Here is a 14,506-nt window from a genome sequence, read left to right on the forward strand (position 1 = left end):
GCGACAGTGCATATCTACCTCATGCATCCTTGTGAAAGAACATATTCTCCCTTTCCTCCCTGATTTTACAAAGCGCACAAACTATAAAAGCAAAAAAGCCATCCAAAAGATTCTACCCTTCAATGATTTGATTTATCGATCAATAAGTTAGAAACACACGCACAGGCACCTGTGTCCGCCGCCCCTTCCTTATTTCGCATACAAATCAACTTTCCCCCTTTCTTTTTTCCATCATTTCCATTATCAGATAATAAAATGTGTTTTATCCCGCAATCATTGATGCGCACACAAAAAACCCGATATCACAGAGCCTCCGACCTCTTCCGGCCAGGGCCCTCGGGTCTGAGCCGACGGCTCCGGCGCCCAATGAACCGGTTGTTTTCGATGGACCTACAATGCTTAACGGGGGTTATCATGTCTGTTGTAAAATGGGAGAAAAAGGACCGCACCGCCGTTGTCTGGATGGACAACGGCGCCAACACCCAGAACCTGGTTTTTGCCCAGGAGCTGAACCGCTGCCTCGACGAGGCCATCGCCGATGAGGAGGTCACGGCCATCATCCTTACCTCCACGGACCCGAAATCCTTTTCTCAAGGGGTAGACGTCCAGTGGATGGGAGGCGCCTTTGCCGACGGCAAGCTCGACGACATCAAGGGCTTCATGTACGGCATGAACGATGTATTCACCAAGCTTCTGACCCTGCCGGTACCCACCATCGCCGCCATCAACGGCCACGCCTTCGGCAACGGAGCCATCCTCTCCTGCGCCTGTGACTTCCGCTTCATGCGGGCCGACCGCGGCTATTTCTGCTTCCCCGAAGTGGACCTCGGCATCCCCTTCCTCCCGGGCATGCTCGCCTTCGTGAAAAAGGCCTTTGCCTTCGACCACTTCAACGACCTGTACCTCACGGGCCGCCGGGCCGGAGCACCCGAGCTTGCCGAGCGCAAAATGCTCGTCAAAGCCAGCGAGAATCCTGAGACCCTCATGGAAGACGCCCTGGCCTTTGCCGCCACCTTCGCCAAGAAACGCGGCATTTTCAAGATCCACAAAGCGAGGAACCACAAGCAGATCCTCGACATCATGGAAGCCGAAGACAAAGAGGTCATTGAATCCCTGGCCCTCTTCGTTACCGACTAACCGACCACAGGAGCCGGCCCTTACGGGCCGGCAACGCCATGCCCGCATCCACGTATACCCGCACAACCCGCATCCTCCTTGGCCTATCCTTAGCCGCCATCACCGTTTTATCGCTGGTGCCGGTCCGGGGCAGCCTGGCCGTGGACATCTGGGACAAGGCCCAGCACGCAGGGGCCTATGTCTACCTGACCCTGCTGACATGTACCGCCTCACCCCTTCGGCGACTCACCTGGCGCCACGTCGCCCTGCTCATGGTCTACGGGCTCGGCATCGAAGTCGCCCAGGCCTTCCTCCCCTGGCGGAGCTTTTCCCTCTTGGACATGGTGGCCAACGCCTCGGGCATCGCCCTGGGCTGGGCCTTTGCCGCAGGCCTCTGTGCTGCGGGAGCACCGGGGTTTTCCCAGGCAAAGAAGCAAGACCCCAGCAGGCGCGACACCTGATCAATAATAGTGATGACCGACATCAACCAGAGCCATCTCCGTCCACCTTTTGCACACAGCGCATCTTCCCGGCCTGAAAGGATTTTCAGTATTTTGCTCCCTCCATCGCCGCTGCGGTTCCATACGGAGGAAACCCACCCTGCGTTCTGCTTCGTCTGCGGTTTCCCTTCTTACAGAACCCCTCTTCCCCTTTGAAATCATGCAACATACGGACGCTGTTCCCCTGCGAAAGAGGCGTACCAAAAACGCATCGACGCCCCCTGTCGGGTGAGGGTATTTACTCGATATGTTTTGTTTATTCTTATTGACACGCTTTCATCTTTAAGAGTAGAAACACTATTGTCCTGAAAAGGACACTATGGTATAAATTTTTTCTTGGAATAGTTGTGAGCATAAGGTTTTCACGGATTATACCATTCATATAATGACTGATTTGCTCTTTTGTGTTGTGGGAGCACATCATCCTTTCCTGCCATAATCGACGGTAGAAACGACCAGTGGCTTGGGGCGGGAAAAATGACACGGAGGATAATGTAAGTATGGCTGAGGCAATCAAAATCGGCGGAGGCACCAGAAGTGCCTTCAAAGACCAGGTGATGGAGATCCTGCCCGAAGGCGGGAACCTCAATGCCTGTCTGACCTGCGGGCTCTGTGCCTCGGGCTGTCCGGCAACCGGACTGGCCGACATGGACCCCCGAAAGTTCCTGCGCATGGCCGCCCTGGGCATGGACGAAGAGATCGCGAAACACGACTGGGTTTGGATGTGCAGCATGTGCCAGCGCTGCGAGCGTATCTGCCCCATGCAGATCAACATCCCCCAACTGGTGTTCAACGCACGCAAGCTCACCCCGAGAGAAGAGCGACCCAAGGGTATCCTCGGCTCCTGCGACATGGCCGTAGCCAACGACACCTGCAGCGCCATGGGCTGTTCCCAGGAAGACTTCGAGTTCGTCTGCGAGGACGTCATCGACGAAGTCAAAGAGTCCCAGCCCATGTGGGAAGAGAAAGACCTTCAGGCCCCCATCGACAAGCAGGGCGCCGAGTTCTTCCTCAACCAGAACTCCCGTGAGCCCATGACCGAACCCGAAGAGATGGTTCCCCTCTGGAAAATCCTCAACATCGTCGGCGCCGACTGGACCTACGGCAGCAAGGGCTGGGCCGGTGAGAACTACTGCATGTTCCTCTCCGATGACGAGAGCTGGGACAAGATCACGCGCACAAGCGCGGACAAGTGTACGGAGCTGGGGTGTAAGACGTTCCTCAACACCGAATGAGGGCACGTTACCTTCTCAGTCCTGGCAGGACTGAAAAAATTCAACATCGAGCACGACTTCAAAGTCGAAAGCATCTACAACCTCTACGCCCAGTGGATCCGTGAGGGCAAGCTTCCCGTCAACTCTGACTGGAACAAAGAACTTGGCATCAAGTTCACCGTCCAGGATCCCTGCCAGATCATCCGTAAGACTTACGGGGATGAAACGGCCGACAACCTGCGCTTTGTCATCAAGTCCGTGGTCGGCGAAGAGAACTTCATCGACATGTACCCGAACAAGAGCAACAACTTCTGCTGCGGTGGCGGCGGCGGTTTCCTCCAGTCCGGCTACAAAGATGAGCGCCTTGCCTACGGCAAGATCAAGGACAGCCAGATCCAGAAAACCGGTGCCACTTACTGCATCGCCGGTTGCCACAACTGCCACGCCCAGATCCATGAGCTGAGCGAGCACTACGGCGCCCACTACCACGTGGTTCACATCTGGACCCTGATCTGCCTCTCTCTGGGCATCCTCGCCCCCAACGAGAGAACCTACCTCGGCCCCGAACTTCAGGACGTCAACGTTCCCGAATACATCGAGCCCGAGTTTTAATGGAGCCCCCTTTTAAGGGGAATCCGTTGCAGAGCCGATAATAAAAAGGCCGCCCGTTTCGGGCGGCCTTTTTTTATTTGGAAACCGCACAAACGCGCCCCACCCGCCCCCACACATCCCTACACGGCCAAATTTCATCCATACACCCTTAACGCCTCCCATACACCCCCATACCTCGGCCCCTCCATAAGAAGCAGCAAAAAACCCACGAGACACGCCCAAAACCGAGTCATCCTGCAAGGGGAAGCGCCCCCTCCCACCACAGATCCGTGCCGATAGCCCCATCACCTTGCCCCACAAAAAAAGCTCCCCATCCCGTGAACACAGACAAGGACACCACCACCCCCTTCCGGCACCGCTTGCTCCCACGGGCCGTTTCAGGCCACACGACGTGCCTCCACGGGCCATCATAAGACCCTCGACGATTTCCGTATGATTTCCAGCTTCTGGTCAGCCAAAAACGCCGAAGAGCCAAGCCCCGCGGCTTTTTTTCCACTTTTTATCAAAAACCCCTTGACCATTTGCTTCAAAATAGATTAAAAGCTTTTTGTCTCGACGCGGGATGGACACCTTCCGCACCGAGTGCTAAATTAAAAATATGGCGATGTAGCTCAGTTGGTTAGAGCATGCGGCTCATATCCGCAGTGTCCGCGGTTCAATTCCGTGCATCGCTACCATTTATAGAGAAGCCGGTTAGTTTCCCTCAAACTCTCCGGCTTCTTTTTTTAGAAAAATATGGCGATGTAGCTCAGTTGGTTAGAGCATGCGGCTCATATCCGCAGTGTCCGCGGTTCAATTCCGTGCATCGCTACCATTTTTATAAAGAAGCCGGTGAGTTTCCCTCAAACTCTCCGGCTTCTTTTTTTTGTACCCTCCCCTTCACCCTGCCCACCCTCGGTGGCTCCGGCGCGAAACGGCCCATCCCGCGGCCTGATGCGCCCAGCGAATCCCCCCGGTTTACAGCTATTTCCCACTTCTTTCTTGAAATCAGCCCCAACCTTTATTAGTGTGGGGGCACACGACCCAGGCGATTTTAACCTTACCCACTGACATTGTTGAACAATCCGCTTTTACCACCATTAGGGCGTGATGATCACTATTTTCAGGATTTCAGTCACTCATGCGTATCGGTTTTAACCGCATCATTGAAGAGAAAATTCTAAAGGCCCAGGAAGACGGCAAACTCGATAATCTTCCCGGCCTCGGAAAGCCCCTGGAAATGGAAGATGACAGCCGGGTCCCCGAAGACCTGCGCCTTACGCACAAGATCCTCAAAAACGCGGGCTGTGTTCCGCGGGAACTTGAAGACCATGTGGAGATCAGGCGTACGGAGGACCTGCTCCGGGAGAGCGACGACCTCTCGGAAACCTACCGCGCCATGAAGCGTCTCCGGCTGCTCAAGGCAAAACTCCTCCGCGACGGCCGCTCCCAGGCCATCTTCGACATTCCGGAAGCCTATCAAGAGGGCGTGCTCAACAGACTCAACAGAAAACAGAACGGTTAACGGGGCCATGGGCCCCTTTCAGGACAGATACACCATGAAGAAGTTGAACCTTGCAGTGATCTACGGAGGCACCTCCCCCGAGCGGGACGTCTCCCTTGTCAGCGGAAAAGAGGCACTGGCCGCTTTGGACCAGGACCGATACACCATCCATGAGTACGACCCCAAGGACGGCCTTGACGCCCTTGTACGCGACGCAGGCACCCTTGACGTCGCCCTCATCCTCCTCCACGGCTCCCCCGGGGAAGACGGCACCATCCAGGGCCTCCTCGACCTCCTGAATATCCCCTACCAGGGTTCAGGCGTTCTGGGCAGCGCCATTGCCATGAACAAGGAGCTCTCTAAGAAGCTTTACCTCGACGCAGGACTTCCCACACCCGAGGCCATCCAGGTCCGCAAGGGCGAGCCCTTTGACGCGGCAACCACCGTGGCAGAACTCGGCCTGCCCCTCTTTGTCAAACCCGCCTGCGGAGGCTCCAGCCTCGGCATGTTCCGGGTGACCGAAGAGCAGGAGCTGGCCGGAGCCGTCGCCACGAGCCTTACCTACGACGACACCGTGGTTGTGGAGGCCTTCATCGACGGGCCCGAGGTCACCTGCGGCGTCCTCGGCAACGACGACCCCAAGGCCCTGCCTGTCATCGAAATCATTCCCGAAGGGGACAGCCCCTACTTTGACTACGAGGCCAAGTACACCCCCGGAGCCACCACGGAGATCTGCCCGGCCCGCATCAGCGACGCCCTCACCGCCCGTGTCATGGACTTTGCCGAGCGTGCGCACCGAGCCCTTCACCTGAAGGGATACAGTCGCACCGACATGATGATCAAAGGAGAGGACATCTTTCTCCTGGAGACCAACACCATCCCGGGGATGACCCGCACCAGCCTGCTGCCCCGGGCAGCAAAGGTCGCCGGTCTCTCCTTTTCCGCCCTCCTGGACCGACTCATTGAGCTGGCCCTGGAGTCTAAGAACGGACAGCCGTAACAACGCCCAATTCATTTTAGGGAACGCATTGTCGTTTATTTAACCTGAGACATGAGAGGATATGGACATGAAGGTACTGGTTGTAGGCAGTGGAGGCCGAGAGCACTCCCTGGTCTGGAAGATCACCCAGAGCGCAAAGGTGGACGAGGTGTTCTGTGCACCGGGCAATGCGGGCATCGCCGACCTGGCGACCTGCGTCGACATCGCAGCGGACGATATCTCCGGGCTCCTGTCCTTTGCCCAGGATAACGGAATAGACTTCACCGTTGTGGGTCCTGAAGCCCCCCTTGCCGAGGGCATCGTGGACATCTTTGAGAAAAAAGGCCTGAAGGTGTTCGGCGCCTCCAAAAAAGCCGCTCAACTTGAAGCGAGCAAGGCCTTCTCCAAGAAGATCATGAACCGCTACGGCGTGCCCACAGCCACCGGGCGCAGCTTCACCTCCTACGACCCCGCCGCCAAGTACATGGCCGAATTCAACGGCAATGTGGTGGTCAAGGCCGACGGCCTGGCCGCAGGCAAGGGCGTCATCGTCTGCTCCACCCCCAAGGAGGCCGAGGCCGCCCTTAAAGAGATCATGCAGGACAAGGCCTTTGGCGAGGCCGGTGCCCGCGTGGTCATCGAAGAGCGCCTGGAGGGCGAAGAGGTCTCTTTCCTCGCCTTCACCGACGGCAAGACCGTTCTGCCCCTGCCCACCTCCCAGGATCACAAGCGTGCCTTTGACGGCGACAAGGGCCTCAACACCGGCGGCATGGGCGCATACTCCCCGGCCCCCATCATCGACAAATTCATGCACGACAAGATCATGAAAGAGGTGATGATCCCCACCGTGGAAGGCATGGCCAAGGAGGGTATCCCCTTTAAAGGCGTGCTCTACGCAGGCCTCATGATCGACCGCGACCGCATCAAGGTGCTGGAGTTCAACGCCCGGTTCGGCGACCCCGAGTGCCAGCCCCTGATGATGCGCGTACAAAACGACATCATCGACCTCATGATGGCCACCACCGACGGCACCCTGGACCAGCACACCATCGACATCGACGAACGCGCCGCTGTCTGCGTGGTCATGGCCTCCGGCGGTTACCCCGGTGCCTACCGCAAGGGCAACGTCATCAAGGGCCTGGAAGAGGCCTCCTCCGCCAGGGACCTGGAAGTGTTCCACGCAGGCACCACCCTGCGCGGCAACAAGGTGGTCACCTCCGGCGGCAGGGTCCTGGGCGTCACCGCCCTGGGCAGCGACGTCAAGCGAGCCATCAACAAAGCTTACAAGGCCGTGGACAAGATCTCCTGGACCAAGGCCTTCCACCGCACCGACATCGGCGGCCGCGCCATCGGCCACCTGGCCACCAAGCCCCGTGTGGGCATCATCATGGGCAGCGACTCCGACTACGAGACCATGAAGGGCGCCACCGAAATTCTCCGGAAATTCGGCGTGCCCTACGAGTTCATGGTGGCCTCGGCCCATCGCACCCCCTTTGTGGCCGCAGAATTCGCCATCAAGGCCCGTGAAAACGGCCTGGAGGTGATCATCGCCGCTGCCGGTCACGCCGCCCACCTGGCAGGCGTTATGGCCGCCCACACCACCCTGCCCGTCATCGGGGTGCCCGTGGACTCCTCGGCCCTCAACGGCATGGACGCCCTGCTCTCCACCGTGCAGATGCCTCCCGGCGTGCCCGTGGCAACCGTGGCCATCGGCAAGCCCGGCGCCAAAAACGCCGGTATCCTCGCCGTGCAGATCCTCTCCATCGGCGATCCGGTCATGGCCGACCTCATGGCCGAATACAAAAAAGACCTGGCCGCCGAAGTGGAAGCCAAGTCCGAGAGACTCAAGCAGAAGCTCAAGTTCGGATAAGTCGATAAAAAAGGCCTCCGGCACCTGCCGGAGGCCTTTGATCCGACCGTCTGCTCCACAGCATCACCTAATTCGTTGGAACACCTTCCCATGGGACCCTTCATTTCAGTCCAGACAGACCGACCCGACCCGGAGATCCTGGCCAGGGCCGCCGACATCCTCACCGCAGGCGGCTGCGTGGTGATCCCCACCCTCTGCCTCTACGGCATGGCAGCCAACGCCTTTGACGAAGACGCCATACGAAACGTCTTCGCCATCAAAGAGCGCCCCCTGACCAACCCCATCCTCCTGCTCATCAAAGACAGGCGGGCCGTGGACGAACTGGTCACCGAGGTCCCCCCGGCCGCAGAAGCCCTCATGAAACACCTCTGGCCCGGCAAGCTCACCCTGGTCTTCAAGGCCGCCCCCACCATCCCCGACCTCATCACCGCAGGAACCGGCAAGGTGGGCCTAAGGGTCCCCTCGCACCCCGTGGCCCGCGCCGTGGCCCAGGCCGTCCCCTTCCCTGTCACCGGCACCAGCGCCAACATCTCCAAACAAGGAGGCATCGCCGATGTCCGGGACCTGGACCCGCGTATCGCCACCGGCGCCGATCTCGTCCTGGATGCAGGCCCCTTAAAGGGCGGCTCCGGCTCCACCGTGGTGGACGTCACCTACACGCCCCCGAAAATCCTGCGACAGGGATCGACCCCGGCCGCCGCCATCCACGCTATTCTTGAAAAACTGCCCTCATTTTGATTGACAATCGAATCAAATTTACATAAAAAGCATTTCGTGTGCCGGAGTGGTGAAACTGGTAAACGCAGCGGACTCAAAATCCGCCGGGGGCGACCCCTTGTCGGTTCGATTCCGACCTCCGGTACCATCCAATAAGAAAATACTTCGAAAGCCTTATGCGAAAGCGTAAGGCTTTTTTTGTTTGATCTCACCTTGTGCCTCAGGCGAGTCGCTTGTCGATAATTTTCGGACGATCAGGGGCGTTTACAAGACCTGTTTATCAAACTTTCTTGTTGCGCCCTAGCCCTCGGACGAAGACGGATCACAATTTGATCCCCGGCAGCGCCACCTGAGTTATCCCGGTTAAAGCCACGTGAATCCCAAATGCCCATCATCGTGTTTCCAGAAGAATGAAAAGGGTCTCTCCGGCAAAAACGGCTGCCACAGACCACAGGCCACGCGAATGCTCTGAAAACTAGTGCATGATAACGGTCTTCATGCATTCGCCTAAGGGTTTCCAGATGCCCCCACCTGGCCGCCGGAGGCATTATGGTACTGGCCAATCACGCCCTCACGCATTTTGCCATTGAGCGGCCTCAGCCGAGACAAAGCGGATGAACTCCTTCATGGCGGGCGTCAGCCATTTGTCTTTGTGATACGCAATTTTCAGCTCAACGGGGTCGTCGGATTCCCAGGGCACATGCTTCAGCTCCCCGCGTGCCAGCTCGTCCTTGATCACAATGGTGGGCAGGAAGGAAACACCGATATCGCAGAGCACGTACTTTTTGATCACCTCCACGCTGGCGGTTTCGATGACGTTGTCGGTTTGAATCCCTTTCTCTTCCAATAAGCGCTGAAACACCTTCCGGTAGTTGCACCCCTTTTCCGTGTAGAGAATGACGTGTCTCTCTGAAGACACGAGGTCGTCTGCCGGGTACTGCCTGGGAAGGACGATGCTCATGGGTTCTTTGAGCAGCAGCTTTTTTGCAAGCTCGGGTTCCGGCACGTCCTGTTCCAGGAGCAGCCCCAGGTCCAGGTCACCCTCCTTGAGGAAGCGGCGCATCACAGGGCACAAGGCGTTTTGCATGATGATCTCAACCTTGGGGTATTGCGATTTATAACGCTGCAAAACGGGCGAAAGCCGGTAAAGCATGGTGGATTCGGGAACGCCGATACGAATGGAGCCCGAGGGCTCGTCTGTGTCATTTTTCAAGTTGCAGATGTCCTCGTAGCCGACCAGCAGCACCAGGGCGTGGCGGTATACCTCGGCCCCAAAGGCGTTGAGCACCACCCGTTTGCCGATTCGATCGAAGACGGGTTGATCGTAATAGTCTTCAATGGCTTTCACATGGGAGGTGATGGAAGACTGGGCATAGTTCAGGGCCCGGGCGGCGTTGATAAAACTGCCCTGCTCCACGATGGCCTTCAGGGTCCGGAAATGTCGGATGTCCATGGGTCCCCCCTGTAGAATGACGGGATAAAAAAGACCTCCTATCCTTATCGGTTTTTCCGAACGTTTCAAGCAAAACATTCGTTTTTGAAGATACAGTGCCCTTTGGTAAGGTGGCGTCACTTTTTTTGCGAAAGGAGGCGACATGCCAAAGGAAAAAATGGGACCGCTGCAGCTGAGCGGATTGATCACCGGAGCGGTGCTGGGGTCGGGAATTATACTGCTGCCCCCCATGGCCCAGGCTAACCTGGGGCAGTGGGCTGTGATGGCCTGGCTCATCATGATGGCTCTGGGGGCTGTGTTTGCCGGACTCTTCGCCAAAATGGCCCTGCACCACCCCGGGCCTGAAGGCGTGCCCATCGCCGTTCGCAAGGCCTTTGGACAGCTGGCCGGCTACTTGGCGTCCGTCTATATGATATGTGCGGTCTGTGTGGGGCCCGTTGCGGTTCTCATGACCGCAGCCGACGCCATGGCTCGCACTTTCGGCTTGTCCCCCGATTCCCTGCCGGCCCTTTCCGCAGGGCTGCTCTTATTCTGCATGGTGCTGTTAACGAGAAAGATAACGATTCTGGGGGCCGTGGTCCTTTCGGCCAGCCTGTGCATCGGCATCATCCTCACAGCGGGAAGCCTTGCCACCATTGCCGCCACTCCAATGGCACCGTGGCCGGATACGCCGTGGGATCTCTCCGCCATGGGGCGCACACTGCTGGTGCTCTTCTGGGCCATCGTCGGGTGGGAGGTGATCGGCAACTACACCATGGATGTCAGAAACCCCAGCCGAACGATTCCCCAGGCAACGGCTTTGGGGGTGACAGGAATCAGCGGAATCTATCTTTTGGTGGCGTGGGCCGTGTTCACGTCATCCGCGAATCACCCTGTGGGAGAGAACGGCACCATGGTATCGGTGGCCCAGGTGGTGAGGCCTCTTTTCGGGACATATGCCGAGGCCGTGGTCATGGTCGTGACATCCGCCCTCTGCGTCTGCACGGTGCTCCTCATTGTTGGCGGGGTATCAAGGCTTATGGCTACCCTGGCCCGTGACAGCCACATGCCGGGCTGGCTTTCCCGAAACACTAAAAACAGAGTGCCGGTGGCAGCTCTCACCGCCCTTGCCTGTTTTCATGGGGCGGATCTCCTTTTGCTCCATTTTAAATGGGTCTCCCTGGAACAACTCGTTACGGTGGCAAACGTCTTTTTCCTGGCCAATTCCCTCATGGCCGTCGCAGCTGCCATTCGCCTTTTTCCCTCCATGGCCCTGCGCGTTCCCTGCCTCTTTCTTTTCACAGGGTTCATCGCCTTGCTCTGCTTCTCAGCGATCTTGCCACTCATGGGACTGGCAGCCATCACGGTCTGTGTCGTATGCAACCATGCGAGGGGAGACAGGCAACCCAACGGGCTCGGGGTCAACCGCCACACCCGCTCATCCTGAGTCATCTTAACATTGCAAAATCCAATTGTGAGAAACGATCAACCACTTTCTCAAAGCACGCGCTTGAAATTTTGGCGTCGTTGCCTCCCTTCCAGCTTTCCGTAGAAATCGCCGATGCCAGACAGCCTGAAACAAGTACAACACCGCCAATACACGCGAGCCAAAAGAGAGATAAACACCCACAATAATATACTCATTCCCAATTGACATTTCGCTATTTTCCTACTAAACAAGTACTACCAAACAGTCTCACCGTAACACACCTAGCAAGCAGTCATTATTGGAATCATACATCAAGCCAAAGCCGACCCTGTAGCGATACAGGCACGGAAAGCCACGGGTCTCGTGGGGAGACAGCCGGGTTGCCTTGAACCAACCAAGGAGCAACAACGATGAGAAAATTGTTAAAGGTGTTGTGCATGGCAGGTCTTATGGTTTTTCTCGGAACAAGCGGGGCATGGGCCTTTTCCATCGACTTTGAGAACGGTGTCGACGGCGCCAGGGTCGAAGGCATTGAGGGGATCGAATTTTTAGATTTCTCGGGCAATGCGCCGATGTATGGCGACAGTCGCAAAGGCTATAACACAACATCAGATGATCTCGGGTATGGGCATGGCTCTTTTCACCACAACGGCAATATGTGGTTGTGGGCTGGCACTAGCGCGGATGCCCGGGGCGTCAAGGTCGATTTTGCCAACGACAACGGCACCTGGTTCCAAACCGGCTACAGCTCAGCATCCAGTTTTTACATTGATGCCTACCTGACAGACGGGACCATGGTCACCGCCAAGGGCAACTCAAACACGGACGGTCCCATGGATTTTTTACGCATCGACGCAGCAGACGGAACGTTCATCGATTATGTTGTCCTGCATGACAGCGGAAATATGTGGCTGGTTGACGACATGAGCGGCGATACCTCACTGGGGGCAAGCCCTGTGCCTGAGCCTTCCACAGTGCTCCTCCTGGGCTTCGGCCTCTGTGGTATCGCGGGGATTCGCAGAAATAAAAGCCGCAGGCACTAAGACATAACGCCGGACCATGGGTGGGTTGGCAATTCAACACCGATGCTCCGGCATGACAGGCATTGACAACTCGATCCGCAGCATCTCAGGATGCTGCGGATTTTTTGTTATGGAACCCTTGTCCCCCAAGGCAGGATGCGGCCACCAGATCGTAAACATCTGATACGGATATTTCTTTCATGCAACGGTTGTCGCGGCAGGTTTTCATGGCCTCGGTTTTGTAGCAGGGACTGCAGGGAAGGTTGGCCGAGATGATGTGTACGGTGTTGGCCGGGCCCTGGTAGGGCGCAGTTTCACAGGCGGGCGTGGGGCCAATAAGGGCAAACACCTCGGTACCTGTGGCGGAGGCCACGTGGGCCGTTCCCGTATCCGTTGCAACGAGCCCCACGGCCCCGTCGATCACCCCCACCAGGTCCACCACGGATGTTTTACCCACAAGGTCCACAACACCAGCGGGAAAGGGCCTCAATCGGTTAAAAAAGTCGTCTTCGCTGTGGCTTCCCACGACCACCACCTGGATGTCCCGGCTCAGTGCATCGATCAGTTCCGCCCAGGAGCCCTCCTCCCAGGCGCGATGGTTGACGTTTTTTTTGCGATGATGGGAGTTGCTGGGGCTTACCACGAGATACCGGTGGTCCAGGCCATAGGTTGTTTTCACCTCTTCAGCCGAGGTGCCCACCAGGGAGGGCAAAGCGCGCCAGAGATGCTCGTCGTCGATGACATCACTGAAGAGGCTCTTCAAGGCATCCACCATGTGGATTCCCTTTGGGAAATGGGACTCCATGCTGTGAAACCCCACTTTTCTCCCGGCGCGGGTCTTCTTCACCAACCCCCTGAACTGCTTTCCGCTGCCGAAATTTATCAGGAGATCGTAGGGAACCGCCCGGGAAGAGTTGACGACGGCGCGCTTGGCCGGATGAAGCCACACCGGCCACTTACAATGGTTCACTTTAAAAACCTTGTTCACACGGTTGTCCAAAAAAAACAGGGCACCGGGCCCTGGCTTGCACACAAAGTCAATGCGGGTCCCCGGTCCGAATTGGCGCGCCACCGCATCGATGACGCTGGTGGAACAGATCAAATCGCCAAGAGCACCGCATTGAATTACAAGAACTGTCTTCACACGCATTCGCACTCCTCAAACTGGTCGTGGTGGTATTGTCACAAAAGCAGGAATCGATTGCCGGAAACATAACCGCTACGTACGACAAGTAACAAAAAGAGCTATTTCAATTCGTAACCCTACACACACGCCGTACAGGCGGCAAGCACCAAGTGAATCAACACAAAAAAACGGTACCTGATTTCGTTGTGCCTTCTATCCCGGATAGTTCAAAAAACCGACCAACCCGATTCAACGGGCCATTATTACAACCTGTTGCCGCAGAAAAAGTAGGCCTCCGGCGACCAGATGGGGCACCTGAAACCCCTGTGACGAATGCATGAAGGCAGCCATTTTACCTGCGTTATCGGGTCATTCGCGTGGGGTGTGACATATGGCAACCGTTTTTGCAGGAGAGGCCCATGTCACTCTTCCGGAAACAGATATAAGGCTGTTTTGGAGTCCCTTGACTTGAACCGGAAGAACTCCGGCGGATGAAAAAAACGCCGCAACCCCATTTCGGTTACACGGTCTGCTCGTCCTCTCCTTTGTTCCGATGAGGGGGTATGGTATCATTGAGCATCCAAGACACCGACAAAACGTTTATTTATGAAACGAGCCGCCGCACCGGCGTATCACCATGGACATTCGTGCCATGCACCTGAGGCCCCCTAGCATCCGTTCTCCGCCCTCCGCATTCGCCCTCAAGGCCCAGGTGGGCACACCATCCCCATCAAAAGCGAGGTTGCCATGAAACTGCAGGACAAACTGCACGCGTTAAAACAGGAGTTTGAGGCAAACGCCCCCAAAGAGGCGTTGGAGATCATGCACCAGGCCACCCGGGACCTGGCGGCCTCCCATCTGTTGGACCGCATCCCCAAGGCAGGCATGCAGGCCCCTGCCTTTGCCCTGGCCGATGCCTCGGGGCAACGTGTGGCCAGCCAAGACCTTCTGGCCCGGGGGCCCCTTGTGATCACCTTTTACCGGGGAGCCTGGTGACCGTACTGCA

At 57.1% G+C, this 14,506-nt stretch carries 12 protein-coding genes, 3 tRNA genes and 1 riboswitch; of the genes, 13 read left to right on the forward strand and 2 right to left on the reverse strand.

Features of this window, described 5'->3' with window-relative positions; genetic code table 11:
* The first annotated feature begins 414 nt into the window (after positions 1-414).
* The 10 genes from MSL71_RS00530 to MSL71_RS00575 all read left to right on the forward strand — a co-directional run bounded on the left by MSL71_RS00530 (position 415) and on the right by MSL71_RS00575 (position 8,639).
* Positions 415-1,137 (forward strand): enoyl-CoA hydratase/isomerase family protein, encoded by a 723-nt coding sequence (locus MSL71_RS00530; protein WP_180136734.1) that lies wholly within the window; start codon positions 415-417, stop codon positions 1,135-1,137.
* A gap of 38 nt (positions 1,138-1,175) precedes the next feature.
* Positions 1,176-1,577: a VanZ family protein gene (locus tag MSL71_RS00535; RefSeq protein WP_180136735.1), complete on the forward strand. Its 402-nt coding sequence runs from the start codon at positions 1,176-1,178 to the stop codon at positions 1,575-1,577.
* A 539-nt stretch (positions 1,578-2,116) separates the two neighbouring features.
* Complete coding sequence (locus MSL71_RS00540; protein ID WP_180136736.1) at positions 2,117-3,442, forward strand: (Fe-S)-binding protein; 1,326 nt, start codon at positions 2,117-2,119, stop codon at positions 3,440-3,442.
* 600 nt (positions 3,443-4,042) lie between these two features.
* Positions 4,043-4,119 (forward strand) — tRNA-Met (locus tag MSL71_RS00545).
* A gap of 60 nt (positions 4,120-4,179) precedes the next feature.
* Positions 4,180-4,256: transfer RNA gene (locus tag MSL71_RS00550), tRNA-Met, on the forward strand.
* A gap of 306 nt (positions 4,257-4,562) precedes the next feature.
* Positions 4,563-4,946, forward strand: coding sequence for a DnaJ family domain-containing protein (locus MSL71_RS00555; protein WP_180136737.1), 384 nt, complete (start codon positions 4,563-4,565; stop codon positions 4,944-4,946).
* A gap of 34 nt (positions 4,947-4,980) precedes the next feature.
* Positions 4,981-5,925, forward strand: coding sequence for a D-alanine--D-alanine ligase family protein (locus MSL71_RS00560; protein WP_180136738.1), 945 nt, complete (start codon positions 4,981-4,983; stop codon positions 5,923-5,925).
* 67 nt (positions 5,926-5,992) lie between these two features.
* Positions 5,993-7,774 carry a phosphoribosylamine--glycine ligase gene (purD, locus tag MSL71_RS00565; RefSeq protein ID WP_180136739.1) on the forward strand — a complete coding sequence of 594 codons (1,782 nt, stop codon included), beginning with the start codon at positions 5,993-5,995 and terminating at the stop codon, positions 7,772-7,774.
* 90 nt (positions 7,775-7,864) lie between these two features.
* Positions 7,865-8,512: an L-threonylcarbamoyladenylate synthase gene (locus tag MSL71_RS00570; protein ID WP_180136740.1), complete on the forward strand. Its 648-nt coding sequence runs from the start codon at positions 7,865-7,867 to the stop codon at positions 8,510-8,512.
* 40 nt (positions 8,513-8,552) lie between these two features.
* Positions 8,553-8,639, forward strand: a tRNA-Leu gene (locus MSL71_RS00575).
* A 423-nt stretch (positions 8,640-9,062) separates the two neighbouring features.
* On the opposite strand, the gene MSL71_RS00580 is transcribed toward MSL71_RS00575, so the two are convergent.
* Entirely contained in the window at positions 9,063-9,944 is an 882-nt protein-coding gene (locus MSL71_RS00580) for a LysR family transcriptional regulator (protein WP_180136741.1), read from the reverse strand.
* A gap of 142 nt (positions 9,945-10,086) precedes the next feature.
* Between MSL71_RS00580 and MSL71_RS00585 the strand changes: the two genes are divergently transcribed.
* Together MSL71_RS00585 and MSL71_RS00590 are read left to right on the forward strand one after the other, a co-directional pair.
* Positions 10,087-11,370 carry an APC family permease gene (locus MSL71_RS00585; RefSeq protein WP_180136742.1) on the forward strand — a complete coding sequence of 428 codons (1,284 nt, stop codon included), beginning with the start codon at positions 10,087-10,089 and terminating at the stop codon, positions 11,368-11,370.
* Between the two features lie 293 nt (positions 11,371-11,663).
* A riboswitch (cyclic di-GMP riboswitch) is annotated at positions 11,664-11,740 on the forward strand.
* Positions 11,741-11,762: 22 nt separating this feature from the next.
* Complete coding sequence (locus MSL71_RS00590) at positions 11,763-12,395, forward strand: PEP-CTERM sorting domain-containing protein (RefSeq protein WP_180136743.1); 633 nt, start codon at positions 11,763-11,765, stop codon at positions 12,393-12,395.
* 85 nt (positions 12,396-12,480) lie between these two features.
* Here MSL71_RS00590 and MSL71_RS00595 read toward each other — a convergent pair whose 3' ends face one another.
* Positions 12,481-13,518 (reverse strand): glycosyltransferase family 9 protein, encoded by a 1,038-nt coding sequence (locus MSL71_RS00595; RefSeq protein WP_218950913.1) that lies wholly within the window; start codon positions 13,516-13,518, stop codon positions 12,481-12,483.
* A gap of 729 nt (positions 13,519-14,247) precedes the next feature.
* Between MSL71_RS00595 and MSL71_RS00600 the strand changes: the two genes are divergently transcribed.
* Positions 14,248-14,496: a thioredoxin domain-containing protein gene (locus tag MSL71_RS00600; RefSeq protein WP_218950914.1), complete on the forward strand. Its 249-nt coding sequence runs from the start codon at positions 14,248-14,250 to the stop codon at positions 14,494-14,496.
* Positions 14,497-14,506: the final 10 nt, after the last annotated feature.

Origin of the sequence: Desulfoluna butyratoxydans, from assembly GCF_900699765.1 — a bacterium.
Classification (GTDB): Bacteria; Desulfobacterota; Desulfobacteria; order Desulfobacterales; family Desulfolunaceae; genus Desulfoluna; species Desulfoluna butyratoxydans.